We start from the raw sequence: 17,013 nt of genomic DNA on the forward strand, positions 1-17,013 counted from the left end.
AAAATGAGTCCCCCAATCCTACTTACTAAGAATATTTTTATTAATTATTTTCATTACCATTTCTTCTTCAGGTGTAACATTAATAGTTTTAAAATTCTCATATATAACCATTCCCGGTTTTGCACCGGAAGGTTTTTTTACGTTTCTAACAGTGGTATAGTCTACAGGAACATTGTAAGACATTTTTGCACTGCTGTGATATGCTGCAAGGGTTGCTGCTTCCAACAATGTAGAATCCGGGACAGTGTTGCGTTCAGTTCTGATAATAACGTGTGAACCGGGTATGTTCTTGGTATGAAGCCATAAATCATTGGAAGCTGCTGTCTTTAACGTAAGCAAGTCGTTCTGCTTATTATTTTTACCCACTAAAATTTGAAATCCGTCGCTTGATACAAATTCCAGAGGGGAAGACGGCTTATCCTGCTTTTTTTTGGTATTCTTCAATGACTTTCTAATGTATCCCTGATCAATTAACTCCTGCCTTACTTCATCAATTTCCTGTCTTGAACTGCAGTTTTCAAGCATAGCAAGAACGCTTTGAAGGTAATTAAGCTCTGACAAGGTTTCTTCAAGCTGTTTGGTTACATTCAAATGAGTACTCTTTGCCTTTGAATATTGCTTGAAATATTTTTGAGCGTTATCCTGAGCAGATTTATACTCATTTAGAGGAATATCAACATATTCTTCATTTTCGCTGTAATAATTCAGTACTCTCACTGATTTTGCACCTTCAGGGATGCAGTAAATATTTGCAGTAATCAACTCGCCGTATAGTTGAAGTTTATCTCTGTCTGATACTTCTCTAAGCTTTTCATTAAACATTGAGGCCTTTTTCTGGCATCGTTCAATACCGTTTTTGAGAACCTTTAAAACATCCCCCATTTTCTGGCCAAGACGCTCATTGGTATCACGCAGCATGTAGTATTGGTCGAGAGCTGTCGACAAAAGGTCGTAGCTTTTGTAGAAAACCTCCTTTGAAGGCTCAAAACAATAAAAGTCAATGGGCCTCGACAAGCTTTTATCTTCATAAACAATACAGGGCGAGAAATTATTGCTTTTAATTTTGTCAATATAATTTGTAAGTGCAACCTTAATTTTTTCTTTATCAGAGTCATTCAACTCATTTAAAGGAGTTTTTGGTAGAACTCCTGCAGCAGCACATATGTCGCGACAGGTATAAGGACTAAATCCCTTAATAGTATTTAAAATCAAACCTTCAGGATGCTTGGAACCTTCAATGTTTTCTTCATTGAATATTTTATCAACTTCCAAATTCTCAGGAAGCTCCTTGTTCTGAGCAGGAGGCAGGATGTAAATTCTGGCAGGCATGACTTCTCTGACACTGCTTATATCGCTGTCAACATGCTTAACGGAATCTATTATTTTATTTTCGCTATTAAGTAGGATAATATTACTATACTTGCCCATGATTTCTACAACAAGCTTCTTTACTGTAAGGTCTCCAAGCTCATTGACAGATTCTATATTTAATGTAATGACACGCTCATAATCATGGAAGCTTATGTCCAAAAGCCTTCCGCCTGCAACATGTTTTCTCATAAGCATACAAAAAACAGGTGGAGCAGCAGGATTTTCCTTTTGTAATGTTGTCAAATGAAGTCTTGGATTACTTGCATTTGCACTTGCAACAAGTCTGTAATTCTGACCTTTTGAACGTACCAACAAAACTATCTCATCATTCTCAGGCTGGAATACCTTGTCTATCCGACCTCCTGAAAGTAAATCATTTAGTTCACTGACTATACATTTTGTTACTATTCCATCAAATGGCATTTTTAAAGCTCCTGACATGCATATTTTAAACAAACGCAATTTGTAAAAAATAAAGCTGCAATAATTGCAACTTATTTTCCAAATTATATTTAGTATACCATTTTAGAAGCTAACAGACTAGCTCTGTTTTTGATCAGCCGAATCCACCGGCAGGCAGAAACTCTGCTTGTCAGTGCTTAGAACCATACTGGTTTCAATTTTGTTTACCCCCGGAAATGAAAGAAGAGTATCTATAAGAAAGTCCCGGCAATCAGCTAGGTTGTGGGCAGCAATTTTAATAAGGTAATCCCAGCTGCCTGTAATATTATAGCACTCAAGTATCTGAGGTGTTTCATTGATTTTTGACAGGAAAGCATTAGTTATATCTCTGGTATGAGGTGAAAGGGTTACAAAGGTAAATGCTATTACTTCATATCCCAACTTTTTTTCATCCATAACTGCTGCAAACTTTTTAATAACACCTATTTCCTTTAGTCTCTTGGTACGGCTGAGACATGCAGAAGGAGAGAGTCCAACCTTTTCGGCAAGGTCTTTGTTTGAAATTACGGGGTCTGCCTGTATTATTTCAAGTATTTGTTTATCTAATTCGTCAAAAGTAAATTGCATAATAACACCTCATTTAAATATTGGCTGGTACAAAATAATATGGATAATACTGCAATTAAAATACTAAGCAGTATTATCCATGCTAAATATATATAATTAGTAATCTTCCAGGGCTTGTTTTATGTCCTCTATTATATCTTCGACATTTTCAATACCTACGGAAAAACGGATAAGACCCGGATCGATTCCAGCCTGCACAAGCTGTTCATCACTCAATTGCCTGTGTGTGGAACTGGCTGGGTGCAGTACCGCTGTTCTGCAATCAGCCACGTGAACTACTATAGCGGCAAGCTTTAACTTATCCATAAACTTAACTGCACCCTCTCTGCCGCCTTTAATTCTGAAGGACACGACTCCGCTGCAACCCTTTGGAAGATATTTTTCTGCAAGTGAGTGATATGGGTCGCTCGCCAGAGTAGGATAGCTTACAGATATTATTTTATCGCTTGTTGAAAGATATTCTGCAACTTTTTCAGCGTTCTCACAGTGACGCTCTATTCTCAAGTGAAGGGTTTCAAGTCCAAGATTCAGTAAAAATGCATTATTAGCAGACATGTAGCAGCCATAATCCCTGATAAGCTGTACTCTTGCTTTGGTTATGTATGCAGCTTTACCGCAGTCCCTTGTATAAACCATACCATGGTAGGTATCATCAGGTTCGGTTAAACCGGGGAACTTGCCATTATCCCAGTTAAAGTTGCCTGAATCAACTATAACTCCGCCAACGCTTACGGCATGTCCATCCATGTATTTGGTAGTAGAATGGATTACTATATCCGCACCATATTCTATAGGCCTTAACAGGATTGGTGTTGCAAAGGTATTGTCGATTATAAGTGGAACATTGTTTTTGTGTGCTATTTTAGCAAACTTTTCAATATCTAGTACACTGATTTTAGGATTAGCAATTGATTCACCGAACAGAGCTTTTGTATTAGACTGAAAAGCCTTTTGAATTTCCTCTTCCGAGCTGTCCTGATCAATAAAAGTTACACTAATACCGTGCTTTTTCAAGCTGGCACCGAAAAGATTTATTGTGCCTCCGTAAATTGTGCTTGAGCATACAAAATGATCTCCCGCTTCGCATATGTTAAGAATTGATATCAGGGAGGCTGCTTGCCCTGATGAGGTACAGAGAGCTCCGATACCGCCTTCCAATGCGGCAATCTTGTTTTCAACGCATTCAACGGTAGGATTGCTGATTCTGGAATACATGTGCCCGGGAACAGATAAGTCAAAAAGCTTGGCAACATGTTCAGTTGAGTCATATTTGTAGGTTGTACTCTGGTAAATAGGAAGTACACGGGGTTGGCCGTTTTCGGGTTTATAGCCTTCCTGAAGGCATTTGGTTTCAATTTTCCATGACATATAATCACCTCATATAAAATTAGACGAATTATCTCTAAAACGAATATTATTTTCTTATAACAAAAGAATATAAAATAGAATACATATTTGTCAAGATAGGTGTGAATATAATTTAATAAAAAAGAAAAAAGGGCTGTTGCAAAACAGAAAGTTTTTGTTTTAGCAAGAGTTTCTAGCGGCTAATCTTAGGATATTTTACCGTCGCTCACATTCATCATCCATGATGCAATTTTCCGGTAAAATATCCTTATCGTCGATAAACAACTGCAAATATCTTTAACCAAGCTTCCCTTGATACAAGTTATACTCTTACAGGATAAAAATTAATTTTGCGACAACCCCTTAAAAATAACAGACTATCTGAATTTTTCAATATCATCCTCAGACATTTTACTATCATCATAAGAATTCTCTCTGGTGTTACTTTGAAATCTTATTGGAATACTATTTATAATTCGCTCAAAAACGGTTAAAAGAGAGTCATCGTCTATTTTTCTGTTTCTCATTGTTTATACCTCCGTCTGCCAGATTCTGGCTATATAATGATGTGAATACCTTTAATATTATTTTGCTAGAAAAACAGCAAAGATATGCTTCCAATAAAAAACTGACACAGTTCAAAAACTATGTCAGTCTACAGATTTTGTAAATTATAAAAAATTTGTTTTATTTAAGCTGAAACTTCTTCGGATATTTTAACAAAATCATCAGAATCAGAAGAAATACTTCCAAATTTCAGCTTTGATACTACAAGATTCAATATAAGGAATCCTGTCATTATAGCAACCAAAACAATAAGGTTCTGTGCCAGGAATCCATCATTAATACCTGAAATTACTTCTCTCAATGCATTAACTGAATATGTCATTGGCATAAACGGATTAAGCACATTGAAGAATCGTGGAACAAGTTCCATAGGGAAGGTTCCTCCGCAGGAAGTAAGCTGTAATATCAAAAGCAGAATTGCAATGAACTTGCCCACGTCCCTTAATTGTACCAGTAAAAATCTCATTATAGATGTAAATGACAATGAAATTATGATACTTGTCAGTACAAAAAGTCCCATATTAGCAACTTCCAAGTGCAAACCTTTTAAAATAACAATGTCTAAAACAAGAGCCTGCGCAATGCCTATGAAAGTATATGCAAAAAATCTCATATAGCCTTTAGATTCGGAAGAGAACCTGCGGAACCTTACTTCCTCATCCAGATAAATTGCAAAGAACATGAGCAATGCACCAACCCAAAGGGACAGTGATACAAAATAAGGTGTAAAGGCTGTACCATAGTCAGGTATACCATAAACCTTCTTTTCCGTAATTTTAACAGGATCTGCTGCATATTCCTTCAAACCGTCTGTACCGTTTAATTTACCGTCAGCTTTTAGAAGTGAAGAGGACACGCCGCTGCTTGCTTCTGTTACTCCATCCTTCAACTTGCCTAAACCGTCCTGAATCTTTGTTTCACCGTCAAGTAATACTCCGGAATTCTTGGATAATTCCTCGCTACCGGCTGCCAGTGCTGAAATACCGCTTGAAAGTTTTGCAACTCCTTCATTGACTGATGAAGCACCGGAAGCAAGTTCCTTGGATTTATCAGATACAGTTTTGATACCTTTGTTTATCAAAGGATATGATTTATTCAATTCATTTGAGCCTGCAGCAAGTTTGTCTACAGCTTGAGTTATAGAACCTAATTGTGTAGCTAGCTGGGAAACTCCACCTGCAACTTTACCTGATCCCTCAGCAAGTTGTTTTCCAGAAGAAGATAATTGTTCTCCGCCGGCTTTGAGCTGTTCAGGAACAGACTTTGAGGCTTCCAGGGTTGCGATTACAGCCTTGAAATTCGGGTCTGTCATGGCTTCCGGATGGCTTGCCACATACTTCTGAATAGAGGTTGCCAATACAGATTGAGCCTGAGAAACCTTGTTTACAGATTCGATATATTTATCAACACCTGATGTATAGGACTGTACTCCGCTGTTTAAGTCTGAGCTTCCTTTAGCCAGTTGAGATATCTGGGGAGTAGCACTGGTAATGCCTGAATTCAACTGATTTAATCCTGAATTCAGATTTGACAGGCCTGACATAAAAGCGTTGGAACCGCTTACCAAACCGGTTATTTTATCGGAACCGCCTGATAGACTCTTGTAGAACAGTTCCGCACCGTCACTAAGCTGTTTTGAACCTTTTGCCAGAGTAGTAGAACCAGTATTGGCTTCTGCGAGTCCGTTATTCAGCTTATTAACACCGTCATTAAATTTTTTCTGACCATCTACAATTTTGCCATTGCTATCGTAGAGTAGTTCAGCACCGTCTTTTATCTCATTTAAGCCATTATCAAGTTCTTTTAGACTATTAGGAAGGTCCTTTATCTGATCTAAAAGGGTTCCGACGATTTCTTCAGAAACGGACTTAGATACTTTATCCTTAAACTCTAATGTAACCCTGCTCAGGACCTGACTTGCAAGATAATTTCTTTTTTCATTAACGGTATATGTTAAATTACCTTGAGCCTTGTCACTATCGGCTGCTGAAGAAATATTTTTGGAGAAATCACCAGGTATATTAATCATTGCGTAATACCTTCTGTTCTCTACACCGTCCTTTGCATCAGATTCCGACGTAACAACCCATTTAAGATTTTTATCGGTTTTTAGATTGTCTGTAATTTCTTTTCCCAGATTTCTGTTTTCGCCGCCGATAGTTGCTCCGTTATCTTGATTTACCACGGCTACAGGGAGTTTGTCAAGTTTGCTGTATGGATCCCAAAAAGCATCAAGATAGAAGAAACTGTAGACCAATGGAATTAATATAACTGCAACGACCACGGCAAATTTCTTGTACTTTTTCAATGTTTGCATTATTTTTACCTCCTTTTTTCTCTGGATAGAAGTTTGTTTTATTTTACTTCACCACCTCGAATATTGTAAATTTAAATAATTTGAAATTCAAAGTATTTCGACAAAAAAAACTACTTACTTTTTAAAGCAAAAAATATCATCAAAGTGTGAATTAAGTGATGAAAGTATATTAATCAGGGCTTTTCTGTCGTCCTCACTAAGGATACCGTATATTTTTTCAGCAAGTATATTCCTAATAATAATAATAGATTCAAAAACGTCTTTCCCAGTTTCAGAAAGAGAAATAAAAACCTGCCTTCGGTCCTCTTTGTCACGCCTTCTTATGACATAACCCTTTTTAATAAGTCTGTCAACAGTTACAGTAGGAGTGCCAAAAGTGACGCCCAAAGTATTTGCAATCTCTGACATCTTCTTATCTTCCTCACCGTGACCTATAACAACTATTGTATTGATTTCGATAACAGTAAGATCATCAAGTGTTTTACTAAAAAATTTCTTACTCTCAAGTTTATTGTACTTATCAAAAAGCTTTCTAAATAGTTCATCCACAATAAGTAAACTATTTTCTGTTTCTGAGTTCATGGTTCGTAATCCTCACTTAATTTGAATTTCAAACTATTTTATTTTAATATACTACTGGACGATTAAAAAGTAAACTATTTTTAGCAAAAAAATCAATGATAACTTACAAAATCTAGGATATGTATTTACTTGAGTACAAAATAATGGTAAAATAAGTATATATTTTACCAAAGAAAAGAAGTGGGGTACATAATGCAAACAAATATTTATACACTTAACAAAGAAGTCGAGTGTCTTAAGCAGCAGCTTTATGATTTGTTGGATAATGAACCATGGGCGAAACACGACATTCTTAGAATCAGTAAAAGATTAGACGACTTAATTTTGCAATTTTACAGTTTAAATTAGCAACTGCGATTAATTTCAATACATTCATGAATTACACATTCAATTAATGACCTTCTTTCAATTTGATTTATATGCTTAAGGTTACTTTGGATATAGCTGATTTTAAGTTCGGTATTGCTCTTAAAATCAGCTATATCTATAAGATTTTTTTTAAACACTTCCAGTAACAGTTTAAGAGTTAAAAAAGAACATTCAAATAATTGCTCGTTAAATACCTTACACATTTTTTGTTCCTCTCTGTCTTTTGTAAAATGTTAATATTGCTTATATAATAAAAATAAAGCTATTTATATTATGTGTCAAATATTTCCTAATATATGCTGTTCTTTATACTGAATTATTTGGTATAATTCATTGTATCAATACCTTTTGTTTAGTAAGGATACGGTAATATGTTAAAGATAGATATATTGTTGGATGATTTGCATTTGAAAAATATTAGTTACGGAAGTATTAAAAATATATATTCAATCTACGAAAATACAGATGGCTTTAAATATGCAACCGGTGTTTATAGTTTTATAAGCTATGATGTATTTTCCAGTCAGCTTTTTAAGTTTATATCTCAGAATAATGTATTCTTTTTGGATATTTTTCTTGAAAAAAAGGATTCTTTTATTATCGACAAATCTATAGGTCTGGTCAAAGGCTCTTTGTCTGTTGAGGAAAATATACTCTGGATAAATTCAATTGCTATTGATTTGCCATACCAATCCAAAGGCTATGGTAAAAAAGTCATTAATATTCTCGAGAATTATTTTAAAAATTTATACAATGTGAATACTGTTTGTCTTTCGGTAAGCAAAAATAATACATCTGGTATAAAATTCTGGGAAAAATGCGGTTATACCGAATATGAATTTGATACGTTTTATGATTTACACAGAATAACTGAACATGCTCTGATCATGTGGAAAAAAGTGTAAAAATCATTAATATTACAAAAATATTACCAAAAAATTGCTGTTTTATTACTAAAAGTTTGACAAACTGTAATAAATTAAATATAATAATAACGAAATTAATAAGCTGAATCCTCGAAAGAGGTACGGAGGAACCAAGATTTGGGGTTAATCCATTCTTTATTATTTAATGAATGGTAGGGAGGTCCTATTGCCCGAGCCCGTCAGCTAACTTCGGAAGCGCTACTATAGGAGGGGCCAATGACAGGTAAGATTACCAAGGTACTTGTCGGTTGTATTTTCGCCTTTTCACTTGTGTTAGTATGCTCTGCTGCTATGGCTGCTTCGCAGTCAGCCCAGATTCAGGGTACTGGCGTCAATGTAAGAAAAGACCCTAATACTTCAGCAAGTGTCATCACTAAACTTTCCAATAAGAGAGTTTCAGTGCTTGATAAGTCTAGCGGTTGGTACAAGATTTCTTTTGATGGAAAGACCGGTTGGGTAAGCGATGACTACATAAAGGTTATAACCACAAAAGGAAGTATTAATGCTAATGGTGTCAATTTCAGAGAAAGTGCCAGTACAAGCAGCAAGGTAATTAGTTCGCTTAAAAAAGGAACAGATGTACAAATACTGGATACACTTACTGAATGGCACAAGATTAAAGTAGGTTCAAAGGTTGGATACGTTTCAAAGAAGTTTGTTTCTTCAGCGGCGAATTCAACAAAAACTTCCCGTTCTACGGAAGCTGCAACATTTGTCAGCGATGAGGATGATTCTCTGGTTGGCAGGGTAATTGCATATGCAAAGAAGTTTATTGGTGTAAGGTATGTTTATGGTGGGAAAAGTCCAAGCGGCTTTGATTGCTCTGGCTATGTCGGCTACGTATATAAGAACTTTGGCGTTAGCCTCAACAGCTCAGCATCAAGCATGTACTCAAATGGCACAAGGGTTTCTAAGACAGCTTTAAGGGCTGGCGACTTGTTGTTCTTTGATGCATCTTCAAGAAAATCAGCTGGTGCTATAGACCATGTAGGTATTTACTTAGGTAACAACCAGTTTATTCATGCATCAACTTCCAATGGAAAAGTGCTTATTCAGAGTTTATCTGAATATCGGGGAACTTACATTGGTGCAAAAAGAGTAATTTAAATCTTATCATAGACCACGAAACGTCTTTTATAAGACGTTTTTGTGGTCTATGTCAACTTTTAATTCTTAACTTTCTTTTTTATCTTTGAAAATTAATAATTTCTAATTTACTATAATTTAATATGGAGGTTGTTTTGAATATCAAAAGACCGCTCTGTCTTTTTGCTGTGTCCTTTATTTTAGGGATACTACTTATAAACAGTATTGGATTGAATCCTTTTCTTATAATCTCTTCAATGATACTGTTAGCTATAATCTGTCTTCTTAAAAAACTCGGCAATTTAAAGACTATAATTTTTATCTCGCTTTCTTTTTTTATAGCAGGCGGAATGCTTTTCTATAATGCAGAATATCGCTATACCGGAAGCTTTAATCAATATTACGGTAATCCTGTAGAAGTAAAGGGTTTTATTGATAGTGAAGTACAGAATTCAGAAGACGGCAAGTCAAATTTTGTTCTGAAAACGGAATCTGTAATTTATAAAAATAAGACCTTCAAGGTTACAAACAAGATACTGGTTTATGTAAACAACATTAACACAAAAATAGGCTACAGAACAAAAATAAGTTTTACAGGTATTGTTGAAAAGCCAAAGCCTGCAACCAACCCGGGAGGATTTGATTATAGAAGATATCTGGCATCTATAGGCATTTCCGGACGAATATATTTAAATGGTGCATCAGATATTCAGGTTTCAGGTCAAAAGGGCGGAGGCTACTTATATAGAACAGGATATGCAATAAAAAATAGAGTTATTGACATAATCAGTTATTCTCTGGATAAGAATCAGGCAGGACTTCTGGAAGGTATGCTCATCGGATATAAGGACGGCTTGGATGAAAATGCCTTTACAGCATTCAGCAAAGCCGGACTTACCCACATCATGGTAGCCTCAGGAATGAATGTCGCATTTATAATTCTGCCATTTACTTTTATTTTCAAAAAGTTGAGATTGAGCAGTTTTAAAGCAAATATAATTACTATTTTTATACTTGTATTATTTGTATTTGTTACAGGCTTTTCAGCTTCGGTAGTCAGGGCGGTTATTATGGGAATAATAATACTGGCAGGCAGAATCATAATGCGGGAACCCGAAATATATACAAGTATTTCAGCCTCGGCACTTATTTTATTAATAATTAATCCCTATACACTTTTTGACATAGGATTCCAGCTTTCATTCGGTGCAACACTGTCACTTGTCATGTTTTATACGCAAATTAAATCCTTTACAGAGTGCAAATATATCCCCGATTTAATTTCAGATACACTTGCAGCAACACTTGCAGCCCAGTTAGGGGTTATACCTGTCACATTATATTATTTTAATAATTTTGCAACATTTTCTATTATTTCTAATATCCTCGTTGTACCGTTGGTTGAATTTGTAACAATAATAGGTTTTATTATGGTTTTTACAGGTTTACTTAATATATACCTAACGGTTATTATCGGATATATCAACAACACATTTCTGTCCTTCATATTATTTGTTACAGAAGTAACTTCCAAAATACCATTTTCGTTGTTAAAATTACCTACCCCAACACTTGGAATGGTTTTTGTTTACTACTTATTTATAATTTATATATTTAAAGGCAGAAATTATTTTAAGGCTAAAAAATACACAAAACACCTGAAAAGAGCAATTACTATCTTGATATTTATTGTATTCGGGGTCAGGGCATTATTACCTAAGCCTATGGAAATAACATTTTTGGATGTGGGGCAAGGTGACAGCACATTTATAAGAACAGCTCAAGGTACAAAAATACTCATTGACGGAGGAGGACGGGAAGCAAACTCGAAATCAGAGTTTGATATAGGTGAGTCAGTTATGGTACCATATATTCTTGACAGGGGTACGAAAAAAGTTGATATTGTCATTGCATCCCACGGACACTCTGACCATACTGAGGGACTTGAAGCAGTGCTCAGTGAGTTGTCTGTTGGGACAGTAATAGTGCCTGAAACTGATGGACGGGGATTAGAGAAAATAAACAATATCTGCAAAGAAAAAAATATTTCAGTAATTAAGTGTAAGCAAGGGGATAGAATAAACCTTGATAAAGAAACGGTATTTGAAGTATTAAACCCGCTCCCTTATAAAACAGACAGTCTTGCCCAAGAGGACTTGAATGAAAGCTCATTAGTGTTAAAATTAGTTTATAAGAATGTAAAAGTTTTGTTTACAGGGGACAGCGGAATCCCGTCAGAGGAGAGAATATTAAAACAAGGTCTGGATTTAAATGCGGACATAATTAAAGTAGGGCATCACGGTTCTCCCGGTTCGTCAAGCAATGATTACATAAAGGCGGTTAAGCCGCAATATGGGGTTGTTTCGGTAGGAAGAAACAATTTTGGGCATCCAAGCCAATTTGTTATTGATACACTTGAAGAGAATGGAGCAAAACTTTTTAGGACAGACGAAAAAGGAGCAGTTATTGCAACCAGCTATGGAAACGAGTTTAACATTAGAACAATGATACCTTAAAAATATAATAAAAAGAGGAAGAATATGAGTTTTGATATATTAAAAAAAGAATTAAAGGAAAGTAAACTGCAAAATATATACCTCTTTTATGGTCAGGAAGATTATCTTATAAAGTATTATATGAATGCTATAGCCAACCTGATTGTTGACGAAGAAACAAAGGATTTAAATTATGTATATCTGGAAGGTAAAAAAGATACCGAAACTCTTATAGCAAACTGTGAGACTATGCCTGTTTTCAGTGAAAAAAAGCTTGTTGTTGCAAGAAATTCAGGCTTTTTCAAGTCAAAAAAAGGTGGGAGTGAGGGTTTCGACAAGAAATCAGAAAACAATAAACTTACAGACTACATTGAAAATATGCCTCCCTATACATGCCTTGTTTTTGTGGAACAGGAAGTAGACAAGAGAATTAAGCTGGTAAATACTATAAAGAAAAAGGGTCTTGTTGTAGAGTTTGATTATCAAAAGCCTGCTGACCTTGTAAAATGGGTCGTAAAGGTCTTTAAAAGCCATAAAAAAACCATAGATACTATTGCAGCATCGTATATAGTTGAGAACAGCGAATATTCCATGGTGGAACTGTTGAACGAAATAGACAAAATAGTAAATTTTACAGGCGAAAAACAGCATATTTCCATTGAAGATGTTCAGTCGGTATGTACAAAAACCATAAAAAGCAGAATCTTTGATCTTACTGATGCAGTTGCTGAAGGTAATATTTCCAAAGCATTAATGCTATTGAATGATATGGCTTCGTTAAAGGAGCCAATGCAAAAAATAATGTACATGATTGTAAGACAAATAAGAATGGTTTACAGAATGAAATTACTCAAACAACAGGGCATGAGAGAGGATGCGGCAGCAAAGCAAATGGGATTAACACCTTTTGTTGCCTCAAAAGTTCTCGGATTAAGCAGGAATATGGAAATAGGTATTTTGGAAAAGGCCATGTATTATAGCCTTGAACTGGATGAGTCCATAAAAACGGGGAAAATGGCTGATAGAACGGCGATTGAGCTTCTCATAGCTTCAATGAAGTAATACTAAAATATGGGGGTCAGGTGGATTTGCAAAAGTGGATACTAAGGAATCCTAAGTTTGATTTTAAGAAAATGTCAAAGGAATTGGGAATCAGCGAACTTCTTTGCAGGATAATAGTAAACAGAGGTATAAAGGATTTAGATAATGCCAGAAAATTTATAAAGGCTGATTTGCAAGGTTTAAACGATCCCAGACTAATGAAGGATATGGTAAAGGGCGTTTCAATTGTTAAAGAAAAAATAAAGCTCAATAAGAAAATACGCATAATCGGCGACTACGATGTTGATGGGGTTGTAAGTACTTATATATTGTATAAAGCTTTGGCAAGGTGCGGGGCAGCTGTGGACTATGCCATTCCTCACAGGATACTGGACGGATACGGTATAAGTAACAGCTTGGTTGAAAATGCTTTAAATGACGGAATTGACACGATTATTACTTGTGATAACGGTATTGCTGCAAAAGAGCAGATACAATTTGCAAAAGAATCCGGGATGACAGTAATAGTTACAGACCATCATGATGTACCTGACATTATTCCTGAAGCCGATGCCATTATAGATATGAAGCAGGCAGATTGCCAGTATCCCTTTAAACTGCTTTGCGGGGCAGGAGTGGCGTTTAAATTTACACAGGTGCTATATGGGGAATTGTATATCCCCCGAGAGGAGGAATCCGAGTTTTATGAGTTTGTTGCAATTGCAACCGTTTGTGATGTAGTTGATTTGACAGAAGAAAACAGAATCCTTGTAAGACAGGGTCTTAGTGCAATATCCGATACAAAAAATATAGGACTTAATGCACTTCTGCAAAAGACCGGAATATTAGGAAAGAGTATCGGTGTATATCATCTTGGTTTTATAATAGGTCCATGTATTAATGCATCAGGAAGATTGGATTGGGCTATGAAGGGACTGAAATTACTCCTTACTGACGGCCAGCAGGAAGCAGAGGACTTGGCAACTGAATTATACGAACTGAATAATGAACGAAAATCCATGACTGTAAAAGGTGTGGAGGAGACTATAGAGACAATAGAAAACAGTGATTTGAAAGGCGACAGGGTTTTGGTAGTATATAAGCCGGACATTCATGAAAGTATTGCTGGTATTATTGCGGGAAAGGTAAGAGAAAGATATAATGTTCCCACATTTATACTTACAAGGGGTGAGAATTGTGTAAAAGGCTCGGGCCGTTCTATAGAAGAATATAATATGTTTGAGGAACTTTTAAAATGCAAGGAATTGTTTACCAAATTTGGAGGCCATCCAATGGCGGCCGGATTCAGTCTGGAAGCTGACAAAGTTGATATTTTAAGAGAAAGGGTAAACAGGATTACTACACTTACAGATGATGACCTTATCCCCAAAATATATATTGACGCACATATACCGCTTTCTGCAATAAATTTAAGGACGGCAGAAGAATTAAACTATTTGGAGCCATATGGAAAGGGAAACACTAAACCTCTGTTTGCTGAAAAAAATATATCAATAAAGCGAGCCGGAGTATTCGGAAATGAAAGAAAAGTTCTGAAGCTTAGATTACAGGGAGGAAACAGTTTTTCCGACTGCATTTACTTCGGGAATATTGATGAGTTTGATGCATATGTTGCTGAAAGGTTTGGTAATGCAGAGCTGCAAAATATGTATGCAGGACGCGCCAATAAAATAAAGTTGGATATGATTTTCAACATTGATATCAATGAGTATAATGGATATAGAAATGTACAAATTGTTTTACAATATTACAGGTAACAGCTTATATAACAATAATTAATAAATGATTTTGAGAAAAAATACAAAATTGTTGTATTTTTTTTTGCCCAAATATATATAGTTACAAAATTATTATACCAAAGTCAAAAGAATTTATATTGAGATGGAAACAGTTTACATTTTATAATGAGTTAAAATGAGATTTACTAATCGATCTTTTTATCTTGCTCCTATTCTTTACACCTGCCTATTAAAAAAATTCCTTGTTCGGGTCGTGGTATTAGTTATATTAAGGTAAAGTGCCTTTTTGGTTCGAAAAAGTTAATTTATGAATTTAAGAAGGGAGGTTAAAAATTAGAAATCGAATCATTTAAACACTTCTCCAAATTTTCGATAATTTGATGTCAAATAAATCCTGTAATAATTCATCTTTATGTTAGACAGGCGATATAGGAGTTTATTTTATTGCTTCAATTTTTAAATCCTAATTTAAAAATTTTTAAGGAGGCTTATTTTATGTTTAAGAGTGTTAAGAAACTGTCAATTCTTCTTGTGGTTTGTATACTTGTATCAATTTCAGGTATTAATACCGTATTTGCCGACTATCCGATTTTTTACCAGCGCTACACGGCTGATCCGACTGGTATAGAAGCCAACGGCAGGCTTTATCTTTACTGTTCACACGATGTATACAATCCCAATAATCCGGGCTACATCATGAATGATATAACCTGTATATCTACAGACGATTTAAAGAACTGGACTGACCACGGAGAGGTTTTTAAAGCATCCGGCTGGGCTTCATTGTCGTGGGCTCCGACAGTTGTAGCTAGAAATAACAAATTCTATATGTACTACGGAAATGGTGGCGGCGGCGGAATAGGAGTTGCAGTAAGCGACAGTCCTGCCGGACCTTTTAAGGATGCACTGGGAAAAGCAATTGTAAACGGAAGCACTCCCGGTGTAAATCCTCCTAATGGATTCTGGTGCTTTGATCCGGCCGCTTTTGTGGATGATGACGGACAGGCTTATTTATATTTCGGCGGAAACGGCGAGGGGAATACAAGGGTAATCAAGCTTAACAGCGATATGATAAGTGTAAACGGTTCTGCATCAAAGATTGTGGCACCGATTTTCTTTGAGGCGTCATTGCTTCACAAGTACAATGGAAAGTATTACTTCTCATATTCTACCGATTTTTCAAAGGGAGCCGCTACTATAGATTATATGATGAGTGACAACCCGATGACAGGGTTCCAATACAAAGGAACTGTACTGCCGAATCCTCCTTCCAATGAAGGAAATAATAACCACCATTCGATATTCTCATTTAAAAATAATTGGTACATAGCTTATCACAACAGAGCGGTTGCTATAGCTAATGGTGCTTCCAGCGGTGATGCAAGAACATACCAGAGAAGTGTGTGTATTGATAAATTAACCTACAACGCAGACGGAACTATGCAGAAGGTTAACATTACAACTGACGGTCTTACCCAACTGAAGTATGTAAATCCTTATGTTACTAATGAAGCTGAAACCATAGCGCAGGAGAGCGGTATAAATACTGAGGATTGCAGCGCGGGTGGCCGTGATGTCTGCAATATTGAGAATGGAGACTGGGTAAAGGTGAGAGGCGTTGATTTTGGTTCCACCGGTGCAACGTCATTCGATGCCAGTGTAGCATCAGCAACCAGTGGAGGTAATATAGAAATTCGTCTTGACAGTGCTGATGGAAAACTTGTTGGGACTTGTAACATCTCAGGAACCGGAGGCTGGCAGACTTGGGCAACAAAATCCTGTACAGTCAGCGGTGCAACAGGGGTACATGACCTATATCTGAAATTTACCGGAGGAAGTGGGTATTTATTTAATGTAAATACTTGGAAGTTTAATACTCAGGCAAATAAAATTGTATATGGAGATTTGGACGGAAGCGGAGACATAAATGCAATTGACTTTTCACTTATGAAGCAGTTCATTCTTGGAACAATAACAAAATTTCCTTCTTCCGATGGACTCACTGCTGCGGACTTGGACGGTAATGGAGCAATAGATGCACTTGATTATGTACTTCTTAAAGAGTATCTGTTAGGAAAGAGAACGCAATTCCCGGTTGGAGCCTAAAAGGCTACATTGTGTTT

Annotated in this window: 14 protein-coding genes and 1 riboswitch; of the genes, 7 read left to right on the plus strand and 7 right to left on the minus strand. The window is 36.0% G+C overall.

Going from position 1 to position 17,013, the window contains the following annotated elements:
- Positions 1-18: 18 nt before the first annotated feature.
- The 6 genes from L323_RS25645 to L323_RS25665 all read right to left on the minus strand — a co-directional run bounded on the left by L323_RS25645 (position 19) and on the right by L323_RS25665 (position 7,213).
- Positions 19-1,794 carry an Rqc2 family fibronectin-binding protein gene (locus L323_RS25645; protein WP_020814502.1) on the minus strand — a complete coding sequence of 592 codons (1,776 nt, stop codon included), beginning with the start codon at positions 1,792-1,794 and terminating at the stop codon, positions 19-21.
- Between the two features lie 117 nt (positions 1,795-1,911).
- Positions 1,912-2,400, minus strand: coding sequence for an Lrp/AsnC family transcriptional regulator (locus tag L323_RS25650; RefSeq protein ID WP_020814503.1), 489 nt, complete (start codon positions 2,398-2,400; stop codon positions 1,912-1,914).
- Between the two features lie 96 nt (positions 2,401-2,496).
- Complete coding sequence (locus L323_RS25655; RefSeq protein ID WP_020814504.1) at positions 2,497-3,768, minus strand: O-acetylhomoserine aminocarboxypropyltransferase/cysteine synthase family protein; 1,272 nt, start codon at positions 3,766-3,768, stop codon at positions 2,497-2,499.
- 356 nt (positions 3,769-4,124) lie between these two features.
- Positions 4,125-4,274 (minus strand): hypothetical protein, encoded by a 150-nt coding sequence (locus tag L323_RS41260; protein WP_014313848.1) that lies wholly within the window; start codon positions 4,272-4,274, stop codon positions 4,125-4,127.
- 164 nt (positions 4,275-4,438) lie between these two features.
- Complete coding sequence (locus L323_RS25660) at positions 4,439-6,631, minus strand: YhgE/Pip domain-containing protein (protein WP_020814505.1); 2,193 nt, start codon at positions 6,629-6,631, stop codon at positions 4,439-4,441.
- A 114-nt stretch (positions 6,632-6,745) separates the two neighbouring features.
- A complete protein-coding gene (locus L323_RS25665) occupies positions 6,746-7,213 on the minus strand; it encodes a MarR family winged helix-turn-helix transcriptional regulator (protein ID WP_020814506.1) in 468 nt (155 codons plus the stop codon).
- 192 nt (positions 7,214-7,405) lie between these two features.
- Here L323_RS25665 and L323_RS25670 point away from each other — a divergent pair, with 192 nt between their 5' ends.
- Positions 7,406-7,561 carry an aspartyl-phosphate phosphatase Spo0E family protein gene (locus tag L323_RS25670; RefSeq protein WP_020814507.1) on the plus strand — a complete coding sequence of 52 codons (156 nt, stop codon included), beginning with the start codon at positions 7,406-7,408 and terminating at the stop codon, positions 7,559-7,561.
- On the opposite strand, the gene L323_RS25675 is transcribed toward L323_RS25670, so the two are convergent.
- Complete coding sequence (locus L323_RS25675) at positions 7,558-7,785, minus strand: hypothetical protein (protein ID WP_020814508.1); 228 nt, start codon at positions 7,783-7,785, stop codon at positions 7,558-7,560. The two genes, L323_RS25670 and L323_RS25675, sit on opposite strands and share 4 nt — an antisense overlap.
- A 168-nt stretch (positions 7,786-7,953) precedes the next feature.
- On the opposite strand from L323_RS25675, the gene L323_RS25680 reads away from it, so the two are divergent.
- The 6 genes from L323_RS25680 to L323_RS25705 all read left to right on the plus strand — a co-directional run bounded on the left by L323_RS25680 (position 7,954) and on the right by L323_RS25705 (position 16,996).
- The gene (locus L323_RS25680) at positions 7,954-8,487 is read left to right on the plus strand and encodes a GNAT family N-acetyltransferase (protein WP_020814509.1); all 534 of its coding nucleotides are present in this window, start codon (positions 7,954-7,956) and stop codon (positions 8,485-8,487) included.
- 91 nt (positions 8,488-8,578) lie between these two features.
- Positions 8,579-8,720, plus strand: a riboswitch (cyclic di-AMP (ydaO/yuaA leader).
- A gap of 4 nt (positions 8,721-8,724) precedes the next feature.
- Entirely contained in the window at positions 8,725-9,615 is an 891-nt protein-coding gene (locus L323_RS25685) for an NlpC/P60 family protein (protein ID WP_020814510.1), read from the plus strand.
- Between the two features lie 134 nt (positions 9,616-9,749).
- Complete coding sequence (locus tag L323_RS25690) at positions 9,750-12,110, plus strand: DNA internalization-related competence protein ComEC/Rec2 (protein WP_020814511.1); 2,361 nt, start codon at positions 9,750-9,752, stop codon at positions 12,108-12,110.
- A gap of 24 nt (positions 12,111-12,134) precedes the next feature.
- On the plus strand, positions 12,135-13,151 hold the full coding sequence (holA, locus tag L323_RS25695; RefSeq protein WP_020814512.1) for a DNA polymerase III subunit delta: 1,017 nt from the start codon (positions 12,135-12,137) through the stop codon (positions 13,149-13,151).
- Between the two features lie 26 nt (positions 13,152-13,177).
- The gene (gene recJ, locus L323_RS25700) at positions 13,178-14,908 is read left to right on the plus strand and encodes a single-stranded-DNA-specific exonuclease RecJ (protein WP_031341807.1); all 1,731 of its coding nucleotides are present in this window, start codon (positions 13,178-13,180) and stop codon (positions 14,906-14,908) included.
- Between the two features lie 477 nt (positions 14,909-15,385).
- The gene (locus L323_RS25705; RefSeq protein WP_020814514.1) at positions 15,386-16,996 is read left to right on the plus strand and encodes a carbohydrate-binding protein; all 1,611 of its coding nucleotides are present in this window, start codon (positions 15,386-15,388) and stop codon (positions 16,994-16,996) included.
- Positions 16,997-17,013: the final 17 nt, after the last annotated feature.

The organism is Ruminiclostridium papyrosolvens C7 (genome assembly GCF_000421965.1).
Taxonomy (GTDB): Bacteria; Bacillota; Clostridia; order Acetivibrionales; family DSM-1351; genus Ruminiclostridium; species Ruminiclostridium papyrosolvens_A.

What these genes read in the sequence shown, in the direction of transcription:
- L323_RS25650 (WP_020814503.1), bottom strand. Translation starts at nt 2,400, where the DNA reads ATGCAATTTACTTTTGACGAATTAGATAAACAAATACTTGAAATAATA.
- L323_RS25685 (WP_020814510.1), top strand. Translation starts at nt 8,725, where the DNA reads ATGACAGGTAAGATTACCAAGGTACTTGTCGGTTGTATTTTCGCCTTT.
- L323_RS25670 (WP_020814507.1), top strand. Translation starts at nt 7,406, where the DNA reads ATGCAAACAAATATTTATACACTTAACAAAGAAGTCGAGTGTCTTAAG.
- L323_RS25705 (WP_020814514.1), top strand. Translation starts at nt 15,386, where the DNA reads ATGTTTAAGAGTGTTAAGAAACTGTCAATTCTTCTTGTGGTTTGTATA.
- L323_RS41260 (WP_014313848.1), bottom strand. Translation starts at nt 4,274, where the DNA reads ATGAGAAACAGAAAAATAGACGATGACTCTCTTTTAACCGTTTTTGAG.
- L323_RS25665 (WP_020814506.1), bottom strand. Translation starts at nt 7,213, where the DNA reads ATGAACTCAGAAACAGAAAATAGTTTACTTATTGTGGATGAACTATTT.
- L323_RS25660 (WP_020814505.1), bottom strand. Translation starts at nt 6,631, where the DNA reads ATGCAAACATTGAAAAAGTACAAGAAATTTGCCGTGGTCGTTGCAGTT.
- L323_RS25655 (WP_020814504.1), bottom strand. Translation starts at nt 3,768, where the DNA reads ATGTCATGGAAAATTGAAACCAAATGCCTTCAGGAAGGCTATAAACCC.
- L323_RS25645 (WP_020814502.1), bottom strand. Translation starts at nt 1,794, where the DNA reads ATGCCATTTGATGGAATAGTAACAAAATGTATAGTCAGTGAACTAAAT.
- L323_RS25680 (WP_020814509.1), top strand. Translation starts at nt 7,954, where the DNA reads ATGTTAAAGATAGATATATTGTTGGATGATTTGCATTTGAAAAATATT.
- L323_RS25675 (WP_020814508.1), bottom strand. Translation starts at nt 7,785, where the DNA reads ATGTGTAAGGTATTTAACGAGCAATTATTTGAATGTTCTTTTTTAACT.
- holA (WP_020814512.1), top strand. Translation starts at nt 12,135, where the DNA reads ATGAGTTTTGATATATTAAAAAAAGAATTAAAGGAAAGTAAACTGCAA.